Below are 14403 nucleotides of genomic sequence, written 5' to 3' on the forward strand. Positions count from 1 at the left end.
TCGGTCAATAATGATCCACAGCCAGACGATCGGGGACGACATGCCAGAGTCAGACCAAGAGGAGCTTCTGCGTCGCCTCAGCGAACTTGAAGCCGAGAACCGCGACCTTCGCGTGCGCACCGCTTTGCTCGCCGAATCGGGAACGACGACGTCGGCGCGTGCACCGCACAAACGGCCCTGGGGCTGGACCGTGCTGGCGACAGTGCTCATCGTGCTCGGAGCGATCCTGGCTCCCGTGGCAATCGTCGCGACCTGGGCTCAGGTTACGCTGACCGACACCGAGAGGTTTGTCGCTACCTACGCCCCTCTTGCCGAAGAGGCGGCAGTTCAGGCCTACGTCACCGACGAAGTCGTCACGCTCATCAACGATCGCGTCGACATTCCGGCGATCACCTCGGATGTAATCGACGGGATCACATCGCTCGGGACGGGGCCGGCAGCGACGAAGGCGCTCGACGCACTGAAAGGTCCTGCAGCGGCGGGGCTGCAGTCGCTGATTCAAAACCGGGTGGCAAAGTTCGTCAGTTCAGAGACGTTCGCCACCGTCTGGGAGCAAGCGCTGCGCATCACCCACAAACAGTTCGTTGCGACAATGCAGGGAAACCCCCAGGCGGCAGTGGCCATCGGCTCTGATGGATCTATCGGCGTGCAACTCGCCCCCATCATCGAAGCCGTGAAGTCGGCCCTCGTCGAGCAGGGCATTACCATTGCCGAACAAATTCCGACGATCAACCGCACCATTACCGTCGCCCAGTCGGATTCCATCCCGACGGTACAGCTCGGCTACTCCTTGGCCGTCGCCGCCGGTGCGTGGCTCTCCTGGGTCGCCCTCGGGTTGCTCGCCGCCGGCGTGTTGGTCGCACGCCGCAAGAGCCGCGCCTTGATCTGGGCCGCGGTTGCATTGGCGATCACCTCGGGGCTCGCCGTAGCGGCCTTTGCCATCGGACAGGGTGTGTTCATCACCTCGGTCAGCCCGTCGCTGTTGCCCAGCGACGTAGCCGGCATTCTCTACGCCACGGTCATCGGGGCGATGCAGGACACCGCCGTCGCTGTGCTGACACTCGCACTTGTCGTCGCCATCGTCGGCTGGCTGGCCGGCCCGTTCGACACACCACGCAAGTTGAGGGGCTTCGTCTCGGCGGGAACGGCGTCACTACGCAATGCGGCGGCACGACGCGGTTTGACGACCGGGCGTTTCGGTGAGGCGCTCTACGCCCAGCGCGTGCTGATCCATGCCGCGATCGCGGTCATCGCGGCCGCCGTCATCGTGTTCGTGCGACCGATATCGATCTCATTGATTCTCTGGACGCTCGTCATCGCGCTGATCGTACTCGCGCTCGTTGAGCTCCTCCAGCGGCCGCCGGCACCGGAGTCGGATTCAGGCCCTGAGCCGTCCGACTCGGATCTGGCTTCTCGTCCGCCCGGAGCGCCTCAGCCAGCGGAAACGTCTCAACCATCGGAAGCGTCTCCGCCGACCGAGGCGTCAACCGCCGATGCCGATGGCACGCCGACAGAGGTACTCGACGCAAAGAGGTAGAGCAATCGACCGCGGTCGCCCTCAGACGACGAGATCCGAGTCCGAGACGACAGCGGTTTCCTCGGCCGACGAGCGCTCCCGGCGACGCGACAGAGTCGCTCGTCCGGCCCTGGCGAGTTCCATCAGGATCGGAATTCCGGAAACGAGAACAATTCCGATGATGAAGTATTCGGCATACTGAGCGACGAACTCGATCTGGCCGAGGAAGAATCCGATCAAGGTCAGTCCGACGCCCCAGAGGAACGCGCCGATGAGGTTGAAGCTCACGAAAGTTCGGTAGCTCATCCGGCCAACACCCGCCGCGACGGGGACGAAGGCGCGGAAGACGGGGAGGAATCGGGCCATTACGATGGCCTTCCCGCCGTGCTTTTCGAAAAACGCATTGGTTCGTTCGACGTTCTCCGGGTTGAAGAAACGGCTCCGCTCGCGCTTGAATACCGCGGGCCCCGCCTTGCGTCCGATGTAGTACGCCAGTTGGTCGCCGGCGAATGCCGCGACGAAGATCACTGCTGCGGTCACCCAGATCGGGAAATCGACGACGCCGGTCGCTGTGAGCAGCCCCACGGTGAAGAGTAGGGAGTCGCCCGGCAGAAACGACAGGACGATGAAGCCGGTCTCAATGAAGACGACGCTGGCCACGCCCAGAAGAATGAACGGACCGAACCAGCGGATCAGCCAGTCGGCGTCGAGGAATTCGAGTCCCGGAATGCTCGTGAACATGGAGAAGATGGTTTCCTTGCGGTTGTTGGGCTGGCCGCAGGCAGCGCCGAATGTCGACAGTGGCCCACAGGATCGGCGCCACACGGCGCCTACGTACGAAAAACCCGCGTGATTACGCGGAAGTCTGTGGGCAGTTTATCAACTGCCCTGCGCCGATCCGGGCTGGTTCACACTCACACGGGCGGCTCCCAGCACTTTCCTACCCGGCGAGGCGGCGTCTAGTCCGGCGATGGTCTCGTCTCACCACTGCGCGACACGATCCCACGAGCTGAGTCCCGATGACTTCCGCGGCCCGAGGGTCAGCGGGGGTTATCCCCACCGCGCAGGTGTGGGTCAGGTGGATGGCTGGGCCCTGGCCCAGCCGAAAGACTGGTTGCATGCCTGCAATCCGACTGCGCCGCCCGCGCGCCACCCTCGTCGTTGTTGCCGCACTCGCGGCGGCTGCCCTCGCGGTGACCGTCGGCCTGAGTGCCTGCACCCAGTTCTCCGGCGGCGGAACAATCTCCACGATCGGCTCCGTCGACTTCGAGAGGCCGCTCATCATCCCTCCCCGTGCTGAGTCCACCCTTGACTCGCAGGGCAGACGAGTCTTCGAGCTTGACGCGACGGCAGGAACCAGCCAGTTCGTCGACGGCAAAAACACCACGACGTGGGGCTTCAACGGGGCATACCTCGGCCCCACGCTCGTTGCCCAACGCGGCGAGGAGGTCGTGGTGAATGTGCGCAACGACCTCTCCGAGCCGACGACCGTGCACTGGCACGGCATGCATCTGCCGGCGGCCATGGACGGCGGCCCCCACCAGATGGTGCAGCCCGGTGCGAGCTGGTCGCCGCAGTGGACAATCGACCAACCGGCCTCCACACTCTGGTATCACCCGCATCCGCACGGCGAGACCGAGAAGCATGTCTCAATGGGCCTGGCGGGCATGTTCATCCTGCACGACAATGCCGAGGCCGCTCTGCCGCTCCCGCGAACCTATGGCGTCGACGACATCCCCGTGATCGTGCAGGACGTGCGTTTTGACGCAGCTGGCGAGTTCGTCACGTCGACGCGCGGCTTCGTCGGCCCCATCGGCAACCAGTTACTCGTCAATGGCACCGTTGGCCCCTATCTTGACGTGACCACGGATGTCGTGCGCTTGCGCCTGCTCAATGCGTCGCCGGCTCGCATCTACGATTTCGCCTTTGCCGATGGACGCGACTTTGCACTGATCGGTACCGACGGCGGGCTGCTTGAATCGCCCTACGCTACCCCGAGCATCCAATTGTCACCCGGAGAGCGCGCTGAGATTCTGGTGTCGATGACTCCGGGCGAGACGGTGGCATTGCAATCATTGCCGCCCGACCTCGGGATCGACGCGGCGGTGTCAGGAATGAACGCCGGAGCCGACAGCTTCGAGGTGTTGGAGCTCCGGGCGAACGCCACTCTCTCCAGCATCGGAACCATTCCCCCTGCACTAGTACCGATGGAGCGGCTCGACCCGGCACGTGCAACAGGCGAGCGCACGTTCAGTCTCGATGGCCTTCAGATCAACGGCACGAGCATGCAAATGGACCGAGTCGATGAGGTCGTCGAGCTGAACTCGACGGAGATCTGGACTGTACGCAACGACATGGACATGCCACACTCCCTTCACGTTCACGATGTGCAGTTCGAGCTACTCACGATCGACGGCTCGGCGCCCGGTCCGGAACTTTCCGGTTGGAAGGACACGATCTACCTGCGGCCGGAAAGTGAGTATCGCATCATCATGCGTTTCGAGGACTACAGCGATCCGACCGTCCCGTACATGTATCACTGCCATCTGCTCTGGCACGAAGATCAGGGGATGATGGGCCAATTCGTCGTGGTCAAGCCGGGCGAGCGGGCGAGCCTCACACCGGGCACGGGCCACGACCACTAACGGACCGATGTGCCGACGACTCGGCCGGGAAGAAACGGGTCCAGAAAACGCTCGCGCGTTCCTGACCCAACTATCCCTCACCTGAACTGAGGAGCACTCGTAGCTGTGATTCGGGCGAACTGCCACGAGTGAGATCGAGCGTCGTTCCCGAATTGAAATGGTCGATGACGCGCGGATCGACATAACTCGTGCGGGCGATTGCTGGCGTGTTTCCCAGAACGAATGCCGCCTCACGCATCGCCTCGGCCAGAGCGGTCGCTCGTGCGCGCCGGGTGTGTTCCGGACCATGCTTTGCCAAACTGATGGCGGCTGCGGTCGTGCCGTGGAGCGTCCGGAAGTCTTTCGCAGTGAAATCGCCGCCGGCTACCGCACGCACGTATTCGTTGATTTCTGCGGCCGACAGCCCGTGCCATCCTGAATCGTTCTTCCAGGCCAGGAGCGGGGCCGCGGGACCCCGGCGTTTCCGAGCTCGCACGAACGCGGCGAGGTCGGCGTCGTCAATCTCGCTCTGCCACTGCTGCCCGCTCTTGCCGGGAAACGACAGGGAGACGATGTTCGCGTGCGTCGACGCGTGGGCACACAACAAAGTGGAGATTCCGCGACTTCCGTATGCCCGAGCGTATTGTTCGTTGCCGATACGCAAGGATCCGACATCCAACATCCTGAACGCGGCGGCCAGTGCGCGTTCCTGGGTGGTGCCGCCCGCTCGCAACGTGCGCGTTATTTGACCTCGAACTCTCGGAAGCACTGCGGCGAGATCAAGTGCCCGCTCGAACTTGATCCGATCTTTGTGTTCACGCCAGCCGGGGTGGTACAGGTACTGACGTCGTCCCGCGGCGTCGATCCCAGTCGCCTGAATATGTCCATTCGCATGAGGCGCTATCCATACCGCGGTCCACGCGGGTGGAATCGCCAGCGCATCAAATCGCGCTCGGAGAGATCGGTCGCGCACGGTCGCCCCGGTCAGATCTCTGTAGCTGAAGCCTCGGCCAGACCGCACCCGTGCAAAGGCGGGAACCGAAGTGTTGCTGCGACGGAGTCGTGTCACCCCTCGCCCCAGGTTCCGTGTCAGACGTCTTTTCTGCCCGTCATGGCCCGGAAAATGAAGAGAATCACCGCGATGACGGCAAGAACGATCCCCACCCAGAGAAGGAACTGCAGGGACTGCACGAAGCCACCGGTGATGAGAAGAACAACGGCGACGATGACAACAATGATGAGCAAGAGATTCATGTCGGTTACCTTTCTTCTTTCATGCGACAAGTTCGCATTGCTGTTGAGAGGAGCAGTGCCAGGCTCCCATCCAATCACTGACCTGGCATTCCTGCCACTGAATGGGAAACGACGCTTCTCCCGTGTTCGCATCCATTTCGAGCACTGCCTCAATACCGAGGGCGAGAGTACATTCGGGCCTAGACGCGACGAATCGTGTGCTGTGGATCGGGTCAAGAAGAGAAAGAGGTGGAAGTCCGATGGATACAACTGCGCTGGTGTGGATCATTGTCGGGATCATCGTTCTGCTCGTCATTGTGGGACTGATCCTCTACGGGGTAAACAGACGTAGCCGGCAACGGATGGAGCAACAGCGTGCTGCTGATCAACAAAAGGCCGCAGACCTGCGTGAGAATGCGGCGCAAGTTGAGTTGGACGCACGCGAGAACGAAGCACAGGCGGCGCGCGCCCAGGCCGACGCCGCACAGGCTGAAATCGACGCCGAACGGCTCCGCCGGGAGTCAGCGAACTATGAGTCGGACGCGAGCAAACTTCGCGACGATTCGTCAGAGCAGGCTCGGCGTGCCGACGAAATCGACCCGCGTGTCGACGACGACCGCCCGAGTGGGAGTGTGGACGAGCGGCGCCCGGGCGGCGGGCTCTAGGCCCGTGCTGATTGGGTGATCCTTCGAATGGAATTGTCAATCCCTTTCGAAGATCTGTGGTCGGATTTAGGTTTTTCGGAGGTCGAATACACGACCGAATTGAGTGATTCACATTCGAGAGGGAGACGATCATGAGTGGCTCAGACAAAATCAAGAACGCAGCCCAGGATGCGACCGGCAAGGTGAAAGAGACTGCCGGCAAGGTCACGAAGAACGAAGATCTCGAAGCCGAGGGCAAGGCCGATCAGGTCGAAGCCGACCTCAAGCAAGCCGGCGAAAAGGTCAAGGACGCGTTCAAGGAATAGCGTGAGATCGCCGGACGATGGCGCGAGCGAGTGACGGCGCCATCGTCCGGCGACGACCGCTAACGACCCTCGATTCTGAACCTGCCGTGACCTGCCATTTCTCCCGCACTGAGACGGGCGGACATGGCATAATCGACAGGTGGCTCGTGCTCCTGACGCAGGGGGAGAGTCCACATCATTTTTCCGTTCAATCCTCACAGTGCCTTCGACTCCGACGATGCCGTCGACAGTCTGCTCGGCAATCACGTGAGTGTTGAATCACCGGACACGTTCGCGCGTTGGCCGGCGGCGAAGGGCTGGGCATGAGCAATCCCGACATTGATGTCGCGTACAACGCACGGGCGACAGTCTCACCCGAGGCGTTCGACCGATTGATGTCTGAATATCGCTCGGAATCGCTTCAATCAATAGCGCGCGTGCAGGGCCATCCAGGCATCCTCTACGACGCAAAAAGCGAGGAGAAGCTCGACGTGTGGGGGGTCTCCCCCGATGAACTTCGTCCCGTCGTCCTTGCCATCCACGGCGGATACTGGCGCCTTCTTTCCCGGCACGACACCGCGTTCATGGCGGAGACGCTCGCAAACGCTGGAGTGGCCACGGTGGCCGTCGACTACAGCCTTGCCCCCGCCGTCACACTCGACGAGATTGTTCGCCAGATTCGCACGGCAGTGGCGTGGATCTCGCACAATGGCACTGACCACGGCCTCGACCCGCGGCGCATCTTCGTATTGGGCAGCTCAGCGGGAGGCCACCTCGCCGCGATGGTGGGAGTCGACGGTTGGCAAGCGGAGTTCGGCGTGCCGGCAGACACCATCAAGGGAATGCTGCTTTTCAGCGGACTCTTCGATTTGCGCCCGCTCGTGGACTCCTTTGTCAATGAGTGGCTCATGCTCGATGGGGCGGCCGCCACGAAACTCAGCCCTCAGTTCGGCGCATCCTCTGCATCAAGCGCTCGGAGCGCCATCGTCGTCGTGGCCGAACACGACAGTTCCGGATTCCACGACCAAGGCAATGCCTTTCACGCTGCGTGGTCTGCGCATTCACCCAGCCAGTTCGTCATGGTTCCGGGCCGCAATCACTTCGATGTCTTCCTCGACCTGGCCGATCCTGAATCAGATGTTGTGCTGCGCCTTCTGCAGATGATCCGCGGGGAAAGCTCGTAGCAACGTCCCGAAACGCACACATGAAACGTCGCCCCTCTCCTTCTTCCGGAGAGGGGCGACGCTCGTGAGGTGTGCTGGTCCTGAACTCAGTCAGTGGGCTACTTCCCACCGATGAGAGCAGCCCATGGGTAGTACAAGAAGTTCACTGAGGGCGAGGGCCCGGTGATTCTCTCGTTCATCCAGAGCAGGTTCGGCGTCTCGTAGAGCGGCAGCCACGGAACCTGCTCATTGAGAATCTGCTGCGCTCCGACGGCCACCATTGAACGCTCACTCGCGTCCATCGTGCCGATGGCCTGGTTGACGATGTCGTCATACTTCGGATCGCTCCACGAACCATAGTTGCTGAACTCGTCGGTGCGGAGAACCGAGAGCATCTCGACCGGGTCGGGAGTCGAGAGGTACCAGATGTTGAAGAACAGGTCGGTTCCCTTTCGAGCCTCCGGGTCGGAGAACAACGTGGTGTAAGTGTCCGGCGTCATCGTCTTGATTGTCGCCGTGAGTCCGATCGACTCCGCAGCGGCCGCGACGGCCTGCGCAACCACGCTGTGAGCGTTACCCATGGGTGTGGTTGTGATCGTGATCTCGTCGCCGGCGACTCCGGCGTCCTTGACCGCCTGGGTCGCCGCCTCAACGTCATATGGATAGTCGACGAGGTCCGTGAATGCTGAAGCCATCACCGACGCATCATCCTGCGGCCAGACGGATTGCGGCGTCAATGAGTTGGTCTTTGAGCCGTATCCACTCTCCGCTGCCTGAACCAACTTGTCGCGGTCGATTGCCTGAAGCAGCGCTTTGCGCACCTCGGGCTTGCCAAGGGGGCCTTCGGGGTTCGATACGACCATGGAGTTCACCACAGTGTTGAGCCCGAAGTACACCTGACCGGCGCCCGACGCGTTCAGGTCTGCAATTGCGTTGCTCGGAATCAGCCAGCCGCCGTCGACTTCCCCGGACTTGAAGGCGTTCATCCGCGTGTTGGGGTCTTCCATGAAGAGGAAGTCAATTTCTTTCGACTTGGCTTTCAGATCCTGGTCCCAGTAGTCATCGAACCGCGCGAGAACGAGGCTCTCGCCACTCTTCCATTTGTCGAGCGCAAACGGACCCGTGCAATTCACCCCGCCCGTTGAATTGCCATAGTCGGCGCCCACCGAGGAGAGCGTAGCTGCAGATTCGACGACGCCAGGTGCGCCGGACAACGCGAGATTCACCTGCGAGTCGGGGGTTCGCGTCGTCACGGTGACTTCGTGCTCTCCCGTCTTCGTGATGGATTCCACATTCGCGAAAGACGCAGACCAGTACGATCCGACAGCCGGGTCGAGGTGGCGACTCAAGGAAGCCACCACGTCGTCGGCGGTCAGTGTCGTGCCGTCATGAAACTTCACACCCTCGCGGATCGTATAGACCCAGGTGGTCGGTGTTCTGTTCTCAAATACAGAGGCCAACCCGGGTGAAATCGTCAGATCGGAGTTGAGCCGCAAGAGCGATTCGCAGACGTTGGACAGGATCTGGTTTGATGCGTAGTCAAAGGCGTAGGCGTAGTCCAGGCTGGATGGCTCGGCGTAGGTTGACCAGGTCACTTTGTCCAGCTCTTGTGTCGCCGCCGGCGTCGTTGCCGTGATCTTGTAGCTAGGTTTGGCTGTTTGGGAATCGCCCGTACCGGCGCCTGTGCCGGTGCACGCAGTGAGCGCCAGGGCGCTGACAACAGCGATTCCGATTCCGAATCTCAATTTCTTCATTGGTGCACTCCATCATTCAAGGGAACTGCATGGTGTGGATGAGCCCACCATCCGTCTCAGTCACGCTGCTGTCGATCGGGCGCGTGGAATGGGATCCCGCCCTTGTGTCGTGCTGAGGGCAGGAGCGATTGTGGGGCGTGACGAGCGGGTCAATCGCCCGCTCGTCACTCCCCTGATCGAACTGATCAGGCTCCGGAAAGATCTTTCAGCTCGCGGTACTTGCCCCGGAAGAAGACCAGAGGAGTCTTGCTGTGCCACTCCTGGTCGCTCACTTCGTTGACACGACCAACAACGATGTAGTGATCTCCGGCCATGTATTCCGATTCAATATCGCAGTCAACCCACATCTGTGTTCCCGCGATGATCGGGTTGTTCCGCCGACTGGAACTCCACTCGACGCCGGCCCATTTGTCAGTGCCTTTGCGCGCGAACTGGTCCGAAATGTGTTGCTGCGAGTCCGAGAGCACATTGACGGCAAATCTGCCCGACTCCCGGATCTTGGGGTAGGTCGTCGACGTCACCATCACGCTGAAAGAGACCAGAGGCGGTTCGACCGACACGCTGTAGAAGGATTGGCAGGTGAACCCGAATGGCTCTTCGCCGACAGTGCCGCTGATGACCGTGATCCCGGAGGCATAGTGGCCCAGAGTCTCGCGAAAGACTCTCTGGTCAATTGGCGTCCCAACGGTGACGCTCGTGACTGCATGCACGGTGCTCATTTCGCACCGCCCGAGAGGGCAAGGCCGGCCACATCGACTGCGTCGTCGTTCACAGCGGGCAAGAAGGAACCGACTCGTGCGAGACGCGCGAGATTTGCGGCGTATTCACCGACGGCTTGCTGAACACGCTCTTCAAGTCGATCCATGTCCGACGTGACGAAGTAGAACCCGCGTCCGGGAACCAGCGCGCCGAGTTCGGCGAGCACAGGCGCGAACGTAAACGTCCCGAGCGAGTGCGACAGATCGGCGCCGGTGAGAACCGGGATGGCGACAACGCCGGCCAGTCCGTTCGCGGGATAGCGATCCAGGAATGCCTTCAGCAGCCCGGTGTAGGTGGCTTTGTAGGTGGGCGAGGCGAGCACCACCACGTCGCTTCCCGCGACCTGCGCGTTCAGTGCGGAGAGGTTCTCGTTCGGCCAACGGAACATCTCTTCGGCGTACTCAGCCAGGTCGATCACGTTGAGTGTGTGCTCGACAGAGTCAAAGAAGGTCTCTGCGAGAGTCTGCGCGACCTTGAGGGTGCGTGATTGTGGCTTCGGATTGCCAACCACGACGGATATCTTGAGCATTCTTTTCTCACTATCTCTGATTGGAGGAAGTGAGACGGCACAGTACACAGGCGCAGTCGGCGGCAAACCGGAACCCTGCGCACGTATTCTGCGCGTCTCCTGATACCACCGAGATTTTGTGACCCGATGTTCCCGCAACGGCTTACATTGCGAGTAAGGATGGCGTCAACGCAGTGTCTGAACTGCGAACGTCACATCGATGAACGCAACTCTATAGCAGGAAAATTTTTGCGGTCAAGAGCCAAGTGAAACAAAAAGAGAGTGGCCAGGGAAACAACGCGAGCTCGCCTTGACCGCCAGCGCTCCTATGCTACATTTCTGACACCGGCTCTGATCGGCATCGTTATTCAAGCGATTTTCGATGCCAATGACCGGTCGCGCAATGTAAGCCATTGCGAGCCCACCGATGCACAAAATCTCGGTGGTTCAGGGAGACATGTCGGTGACGACTGCGCTTGAACTCTCGTTTGTTGCCTATGTCGGTTTACCTCGAGTCTCCTCATTCATCGGAAATGATTATGGATTGGGGGCGTCGGTCGAGAGCAGCCACGCGGATACAGGGTCAGCGACGACCTTCTGCGTAGGTGAGCTTCTCCTGCACTGTTTCGAGTTGTGATCGAATTCTCGACCAACACGACACGTGCCGTCCGCAGGAAGCCGGAGTCACGGCACCTTAGCGGGCACAGTTCGCGAGAACGGCCGAAGCATTCGCATCCAACGTGTCCGGGTGCCGTTCCGCATCCTTGGGGCCCACTGGGCCTCGACGGAGCACTGGATTCCGACCAGGTCTCAGTGTTTCCACACACCTACGAAAGAAGCGAAATGAACAAGAACATCGAAGTTGGCGTTTTCCTCCCGGTCGGCAAGAACGGCTGGATTCACTCCGTGAACACCCCGTACACTCCTGGCACGTTTGAGCACGTTCTCGAAGTCACGCAGAATGCAGAGAATCTGGGCTTCGATTTCGTACTCAGCCCGTCAATCTGGCGAGGCCGCAAGGGGCCGTCCGAACACTGGATGGTGTCGCTCGAATCGCTGACGACGTCAGCGGCTTTGCTCCAGGCCACGAACACCATCACGGTCATGGCGACCGCACATATGACAGTGTTCCCGCCGGCGATCATCGCCAAAATGGTGACGACGCTTGACCAGATCGGCCCGGGCCGTGTGGGACTCAACCTCGTGACGGGCGCAAGCCTGCTCGACCTCGACCACATCGGACTTTGGAACGACGATCTCTCCCACGGCGATCGCTACCGGTTGGGTGACGAGTGGATTGGCCTCGTGAAGCGACTGTGGAGCGAAGCGACAGTCACGCACACGGGCGAGTTCTTTGAAACGAAGGAAGCCACGATGGGTCCGAAGCCCTCCGTGCGCCCCACGCTCGTCAACGCCGGGTCGTCGACTCGGGGTTTGACGTTTGCCGCCGAAAACTGCGATATCGCGTTCGTCTCCGTGAGTGACGACCCGAGCGCCATCTCAGACGCGCGCGGAGCCAAAGAGCTTGCGCGCAAACTGAACAAGCCGGAGCTGCGAACGTTCGGCCTCTTTGAGCTCTATCCCGCCGAGACCGATGAAGCAGCTCAAGCGATGGTTGACCACTTCAACGCGGGTGTGGACACCGTCGCCCTGGACGACGTCAAGGCCGGCTATTCGATGAACAAGAGCGCCAAGGACATCGGAAAGGGCTCGAACGTCGTCAGCGACGATGAAGTCGACGCCGTCTCCGGCGCGGCCATGATCGGATCGTTCGAGACGCTGGCGCGTCGCATTGCACACACCGTGCTTGAGGCGGAACTCGACGGAATGCTCATCATCGTTCCCGACTACATCAAGGATCTGAATGCCGTCGCCACCAAGCTCTTCCCGCGCTTGGAAGCATACGGAGTGAGCTGTGGAGTGGGCGCCGAAGTTCTCGCGTCTTCACGCTAGCCACGACTGAATCGCCCAGAAAGGGACACAATGAGCACTGCAGAATCCATCGAAGAAGTTCAATTCCCTATTGCGGAATTGATCCGGGCCGGGAACACCATCTACATTGCCGGTCAGGTCGCCAGTCTCCCGAACGGCGATGCGCACGCACCCGGCGACCCCGTTCGACAGGCGGAAAAGATCTTCGAGAACTTGACCGAGCTTCTCGCGACCGAAGGTGCGACCCTGAAGAACATCGTCAAGCTGACCACCTACTTCAGCATCCCGCTGGATGCAGAAACCAGCGCGGCGTACTTCGAGGTGCGACGCCGGTTCTTCGGCGATCACAAGCCGACGAGTACCGGCGTGCAGGTCGTCTCGCTCTTTGACGCCGACTACGTCATCGAGATTGATGGCATCGCGGTTCTGGACTAGAGAGCGCTTCTCGGTCGCTGGTCTCTAACAGTCGAGTCGCGCATCCACGGAGAACGCCGGCACGAAACGTGCCGGCTTTCTCTCGCGTGCCGACTTGCGTCTGGGGGTCGAGTTGACGCCCGGCCGCTAAGCTGATCTCATGACGATGGTCAAGGAAGCGACCAACGCTCACCGTATCCAGCACCTGATCATCACTATTTTCGGGCTCTACGCCCGAAACGACGACGGCGCCCTCGCGGTCTCCGAGCTCATTCGGCTCCTGTCCGAATTGGGTGTCGAAGCAGCCGGAGTGCGGTCGTCGGTGTCACGTCTCAAGCGCCGGGGGGTGCTGGACAGCGTCAAGAAGGGGCAGTCGGCCGCCTACCGGCTCTCACCGCGGCTCGACGAAGTTTTTCGTGCCGGCGACGAGCGCATCTTCGCACCGAAGAGAGCCCAGGCCGGCGACCCGTGGATTCTCGCGTCGTTCTCGGTGCCGGAGAGCGAACGCCACTTGCGCCATCGCATCCGAAGCATTCTCACCCGGCTGGGCTGCGGTCAGGTGTCCCCTGGCTTGTGGATCGCACCGGACACGATCGCTGACGAACTCTCTCGCACCCTCGCCCGGGCCGAGCTGATCGACTACGTCGAGCTGTTTCGCGCCACTCATCTCACCTCGGAGCACAATCGAACGACCGTCGCCCGGTGGTGGAATCTCACGGAGCTCGACGCGCTCTATCGTGATTTCCTGCTGCGATTTGCCGAGATGAGCGAGCGCTGGCCCGCTCACGACGAGCAGGCGGCGGTGACAGACGTGACGCCGGACGCGGATGCAGAGTATTCCGCGTTCGTCGACTACATCGAGTTGGTGACGGCATGGCGCCGGTTGCCCTACCTCGATCCCGGACTTCCGGCGGAGTACCTTCCGGAAGACTGGAGCGGGCTGACTGCAGAGGCGCTGTTCCTTCGGCTGCACACACGCCTCGGCGCAGCGGCCCGGCACCATGCCGACGGAATCCTTCACGCGATTCCAGCGAAATAGGCTGAGCGGGAAACAGTCCCTAGCGGGGTGCGTCGAGTACGGCGATTCCCTGAATCTCGATCAATGCCTCTGGCTGCCAGAGACGTGTAACGCCGATTCCGGCCATCGCGGGATACTCGGTGCCGGCCATCTCGCGCCAGAGTCGCCCGATTTCCCGGCCGTTCGCCTGATAGTCGTCGACGTCGGTGAGATAGATCGTGACCGTGACGAGGTTGTCCGGCCGCCCGCCCGCTGCGGCAAGCGTCGCGAGCACGTTTCCAAAAGCGCAGACAAATTGCTCAATGATGCCACCGTCAACAATGGCGCCGTCTTTGTCCATGGCGGTCTGGCCGCCCAGGTAGACGACATTGTCGGCGAGAACGCCGTGGGCGAACCCACGCGGCTTGGACAGGGTTGTCGGGTTGATGATCTCGTGTGCCATGTGAATTCGCTTCTTCTCAAGGTGGGTGGGACCGTGTTATATTGACACTACCTGACGGTCGCAAAATATGCGACATATTCAGAATGAGGTT

The 14403-nt window shown here is 61.1% G+C and carries 15 protein-coding genes; 8 read left to right on the top strand and 7 right to left on the bottom strand.

Annotated elements, in window-relative coordinates; genetic code table 11:
- Positions 1–40: 40 nt before the first annotated feature.
- On the top strand, positions 41–1537 hold the full coding sequence (locus AC1DCF_RS00595) for a hypothetical protein (RefSeq protein ID WP_477209319.1): 1497 nt from the start codon (positions 41–43) through the stop codon (positions 1535–1537).
- Positions 1538–1558: 21 nt separating this feature from the next.
- On the opposite strand, the gene AC1DCF_RS00600 is transcribed toward AC1DCF_RS00595, so the two are convergent.
- On the bottom strand, positions 1559–2257 hold the full coding sequence (locus tag AC1DCF_RS00600) for a DedA family protein (protein WP_477209320.1): 699 nt from the start codon (positions 2255–2257) through the stop codon (positions 1559–1561).
- Between the two features lie 377 nt (positions 2258–2634).
- Between AC1DCF_RS00600 and AC1DCF_RS00605 the strand changes: the two genes are divergently transcribed.
- A complete protein-coding gene (locus AC1DCF_RS00605; protein WP_477209321.1) occupies positions 2635–4161 on the top strand; it encodes a multicopper oxidase family protein in 1527 nt (508 codons plus the stop codon).
- A gap of 70 nt (positions 4162–4231) precedes the next feature.
- On the opposite strand, the gene AC1DCF_RS00610 is transcribed toward AC1DCF_RS00605, so the two are convergent.
- Positions 4232–5209 (bottom strand): DNA topoisomerase IB, encoded by a 978-nt coding sequence (locus AC1DCF_RS00610; protein ID WP_477209322.1) that lies wholly within the window; start codon positions 5207–5209, stop codon positions 4232–4234.
- 20 nt (positions 5210–5229) lie between these two features.
- Positions 5230–5394: a hypothetical protein gene (locus tag AC1DCF_RS00615; RefSeq protein WP_477209323.1), complete on the bottom strand. Its 165-nt coding sequence runs from the start codon at positions 5392–5394 to the stop codon at positions 5230–5232.
- 239 nt (positions 5395–5633) lie between these two features.
- On the opposite strand from AC1DCF_RS00615, the gene AC1DCF_RS00620 reads away from it, so the two are divergent.
- The 3 genes from AC1DCF_RS00620 to AC1DCF_RS00630 all read left to right on the top strand — a co-directional run bounded on the left by AC1DCF_RS00620 (position 5634) and on the right by AC1DCF_RS00630 (position 7506).
- Positions 5634–6038, top strand: a complete 405-nt coding sequence (locus tag AC1DCF_RS00620) for an EGFR-like transmembrane domain-containing protein (RefSeq protein ID WP_477209324.1) — start codon at positions 5634–5636, stop codon at positions 6036–6038.
- A 131-nt stretch (positions 6039–6169) separates the two neighbouring features.
- On the top strand, positions 6170–6343 hold the full coding sequence (locus AC1DCF_RS00625) for a CsbD family protein (protein WP_441790393.1): 174 nt from the start codon (positions 6170–6172) through the stop codon (positions 6341–6343).
- A 302-nt stretch (positions 6344–6645) separates the two neighbouring features.
- Positions 6646–7506 carry an alpha/beta hydrolase gene (locus AC1DCF_RS00630; protein ID WP_477209325.1) on the top strand — a complete coding sequence of 287 codons (861 nt, stop codon included), beginning with the start codon at positions 6646–6648 and terminating at the stop codon, positions 7504–7506.
- A gap of 98 nt (positions 7507–7604) precedes the next feature.
- On the opposite strand, the gene AC1DCF_RS00635 is transcribed toward AC1DCF_RS00630, so the two are convergent.
- From AC1DCF_RS00635 to AC1DCF_RS00645, 3 genes are all read right to left on the bottom strand, one after another.
- The gene (locus AC1DCF_RS00635; RefSeq protein ID WP_477209326.1) at positions 7605–9239 is read right to left on the bottom strand and encodes an ABC transporter substrate-binding protein; all 1635 of its coding nucleotides are present in this window, start codon (positions 9237–9239) and stop codon (positions 7605–7607) included.
- A gap of 185 nt (positions 9240–9424) precedes the next feature.
- Positions 9425–9958 carry a flavin reductase family protein gene (locus AC1DCF_RS00640; RefSeq protein WP_477209327.1) on the bottom strand — a complete coding sequence of 178 codons (534 nt, stop codon included), beginning with the start codon at positions 9956–9958 and terminating at the stop codon, positions 9425–9427.
- Positions 9955–10527: an NADPH-dependent FMN reductase gene (locus AC1DCF_RS00645; RefSeq protein ID WP_477209328.1), complete on the bottom strand. Its 573-nt coding sequence runs from the start codon at positions 10525–10527 to the stop codon at positions 9955–9957. The genes AC1DCF_RS00640 and AC1DCF_RS00645 overlap by 4 nt, the downstream gene beginning before the upstream one ends.
- Positions 10528–11349: 822 nt before the next feature.
- Between AC1DCF_RS00645 and AC1DCF_RS00650 the strand changes: the two genes are divergently transcribed.
- From AC1DCF_RS00650 to AC1DCF_RS00660, 3 genes are all read left to right on the top strand, one after another.
- Positions 11350–12459 (top strand): LLM class flavin-dependent oxidoreductase, encoded by a 1110-nt coding sequence (locus tag AC1DCF_RS00650; RefSeq protein WP_477209329.1) that lies wholly within the window; start codon positions 11350–11352, stop codon positions 12457–12459.
- 30 nt (positions 12460–12489) lie between these two features.
- Positions 12490–12873 (top strand): RidA family protein, encoded by a 384-nt coding sequence (locus AC1DCF_RS00655; RefSeq protein ID WP_477209330.1) that lies wholly within the window; start codon positions 12490–12492, stop codon positions 12871–12873.
- Between the two features lie 139 nt (positions 12874–13012).
- Positions 13013–13891 (top strand): PaaX family transcriptional regulator, encoded by an 879-nt coding sequence (locus tag AC1DCF_RS00660; protein ID WP_477209331.1) that lies wholly within the window; start codon positions 13013–13015, stop codon positions 13889–13891.
- Between the two features lie 19 nt (positions 13892–13910).
- On the opposite strand, the gene AC1DCF_RS00665 is transcribed toward AC1DCF_RS00660, so the two are convergent.
- Positions 13911–14312 carry a RidA family protein gene (locus tag AC1DCF_RS00665; RefSeq protein WP_441790391.1) on the bottom strand — a complete coding sequence of 134 codons (402 nt, stop codon included), beginning with the start codon at positions 14310–14312 and terminating at the stop codon, positions 13911–13913.
- Positions 14313–14403 lie beyond the last annotated feature (91 nt).

This window comes from Leifsonia sp. 10L418 (assembly GCF_056395445.1).